4 protein-coding genes are annotated in these 2,488 nt (G+C 69.8%); all 4 read left to right on the forward strand.

Translation table 11 applies throughout. The features are described 5' to 3' along the window. Positions 1-35 precede the first annotated feature (35 nt). Positions 36-674 (forward strand): DUF2637 domain-containing protein, encoded by a 639-nt coding sequence (locus HCK04_RS40055; RefSeq protein WP_142652740.1) that lies wholly within the window; start codon positions 36-38, stop codon positions 672-674. Between the two features lie 17 nt (positions 675-691). Then, on the forward strand, positions 692-826 hold the full coding sequence (locus HCK04_RS44005) for a hypothetical protein (protein WP_260617571.1): 135 nt from the start codon (positions 692-694) through the stop codon (positions 824-826). A gap of 94 nt (positions 827-920) precedes the next feature. Then, entirely contained in the window at positions 921-2,306 is a 1,386-nt protein-coding gene (locus tag HCK04_RS40060) for a replication initiator (protein ID WP_142652738.1), read from the forward strand. After that, positions 2,306-2,488: helix-turn-helix domain-containing protein (locus HCK04_RS40065; RefSeq protein WP_142652739.1), on the forward strand; the 183-nt coding region annotated here is incomplete at its 3' end. The genes HCK04_RS40060 and HCK04_RS40065, both read left to right, overlap by 1 nt.

The raw sequence follows: 2,488 nt of genomic DNA on the forward strand, positions 1-2,488 counted from the left end.
AGACCTCACCCAGGCCACCCCTTGATCACAACCAAATACACGCCCTAGCCGCCATCGCGGGTGCCGGATCGTTCACCCACATCCGCGACACCGCCACCGACCACGGGCAGATCGGCTGGATGTCCTGGGCCGTGGCCGTGTGTGTCGACCTCACCTGCGTCATGGCCGCCCGCGAACGCCAGCGGGACAAGAAGACCGGACGCCAGCGCAACGGGTGGGTGTCCTGGCCGACGCTCGTCCTGGCCGGCGGGATCATGCTGTCCCTTGCCGCCAACCTCCACCAGGCCGAACCCACCATGTGGGGTTGGCTGACGGCAGCCACCCCCGCCGGGGCATTCCTCATCGCCGTCTCGATGCTCGAACGCCGCGCCACCGGTCCGCAGTCGTCCCCGGCGCCCGTCCTGGCGACGTCCCCGGCCGACGTCATGCCGTTCTCGTCGTCCGTCCCCTCGTCCTCAGCCCCGGCGCTCGTCCCCGCATCTGAGGCCGGGCAGGACGGCGAGACGGGACCGTCCCCGGCCTTGGTCGACTACGCCCGCCGCGTGGCCGACGAGCACCACGCCAAGCACGGCAAACCGATCACCCGCGACCTGCTCCGCGCTCGCCTGGGCGTGTCCAACCAGCTCGCTTCCGACCTGCTCCGCACCCTACGCAGCCTGTCCGAACCCGCCTGATGAAAGGAGATCACTACATGAACAACGACACCGAGTCGGTCCCGCACGCCGAGATCACGCCCAAGCGGTGGCAGTGCTGCCACTGCGGCGGGGGCGGCTTGGACTCCTACGGCGACACCTGCCGCCACTGTGACGGGCTCGGCTTCTGCTGAGCCTCAGCGCCCCCGGCCTGGCCGTACATCCGCCAAGACGCCTGCCAGGTCGGGGGCCATCCCTCCACCCATCGAGTGAAAGGAGGTCTCCATCTTGCCCGCATCCACCATCAACGCGCACGCCATCCGCGGCGCCATCACCCGACTGAACGACCCGAACTGCTCCCGCTGGGCATCCCACATCCGCCGCACCCACGGCTGCCGCCAACCGATCCACCTCCGCGGCAAGGTCGAACGCTGGGACAAGGCCACCGGGACTTTGCTGCACCGCTACAGCACCCGCCTCGAACCCGACGGCGTCCTTCGCGTGCCGTGCAAGACCCGCCGCGCCTCCCGCTGCCCCTCGTGCGCCGAGACCTACCGGGCCGACACCTACCACCTCATCCGCGCCGGCCTCGTCGGCGGCAAGGGCGTCCCCGCGTCAGTGACCGCGCACCCGTGCCTGTTCGTCACGCTCACCGCGCCGTCCTTCGGCACGGTTCATTCCCGCAGGCAGCACAACGGGAGCGTCCTGCCCTGTCACCCTCGACGCGACGCCGAGACCTGCCCGCACGGGCGGGTCCTGTCCTGCACCGCTCGGCACGGGAGCGAGGATGAGTGCCTCGGTGAGCCGTTGTGCCCCGACTGCTACGACTACACCGGCTCAGTGCTGTTCAACGCGGTCGCCCCGCTGCTGTGGAAGCGCTTTACCGACGCCCTTCGCCGGCACCTGGCCAAGCTCGGCGGACTAACCCTGCGCGACATGCGCGAGCAGCTCGTCGTGTCCTTCGCCAAAGTCGCCGAATACCAGCGGCGCGGCGTCGTCCACCTCCACGCCGTCATCCGCCTCGACGGACCTGCCGGACCGATCTCACCACCTCCGTCCTGGGCAACGCTCGACCTCCTCGGGCAAGCCGTACGGCATGCCGCCTCGGTCGTCACCGCCACGCCTCCCGCCCTCGACGGTGAGCCTGCCCGGGTCCTGCGCTGGGGCCAGCAGATCGACGCCCGCCCGATCATGATGTACGGCGAGTTGACCGACCAAGCCGTCGCCGGATACGTGGCCAAATATGCCACGAAGGCGGCCGAATGCGTCGGCACTGTTGACCGGCGCATCGTCCCCGGCGAGGACCTGGCCGCCCTGCCCGTCCGCGACCACGCCCGGCGGCTCATCGCCGAATGCCTTCGCCTGGGTGCCTTTGAGGAGTTGGCCGAACTTCGGGTGACCCGGTGGGCGCACATGCTGGGCTTCGGCGGCCACTTCTCCACCCGCTCCCGCCGCTACTCCACCACCCTCGGGGACATCCGCGCGGACCGTCAGAACCACGCCAGAGGCGAGGACATCACGACCGGCCGCCTGTCCCTCCTCGACGAGGACACCGTCCTCGTCGTCAGTGAATGGGAGTACGCCGGAAAGGGCTACTCCCTGGGCGACGCCCTCGTTGCCGCACTCGCCGGCGCGCCTGGGCTCCCCTCGTTTCCGAGCGGGGGAGGGGCCTGATGGCTGGGCGCGATGAGCTGATGCCGCTACAGCAGGTTCTCGACGAACTGGGCGGCGTCTCCCGCCGCACGTTCTACCGCTGGCGCGAGCTGGGCCGCGCCCCTGTCTGCGTGAAGCTGCCCAACGGAGATCTCTACGTCTACAGGAGCGACCTCATGGCATGGCTGGAGTCTCTGCGGGAG

The organism is Microbispora sp. CL1-1 (genome assembly GCF_012034195.1).
Lineage (GTDB): Bacteria > Actinomycetota > Actinomycetes > Streptosporangiales > Streptosporangiaceae > Microbispora.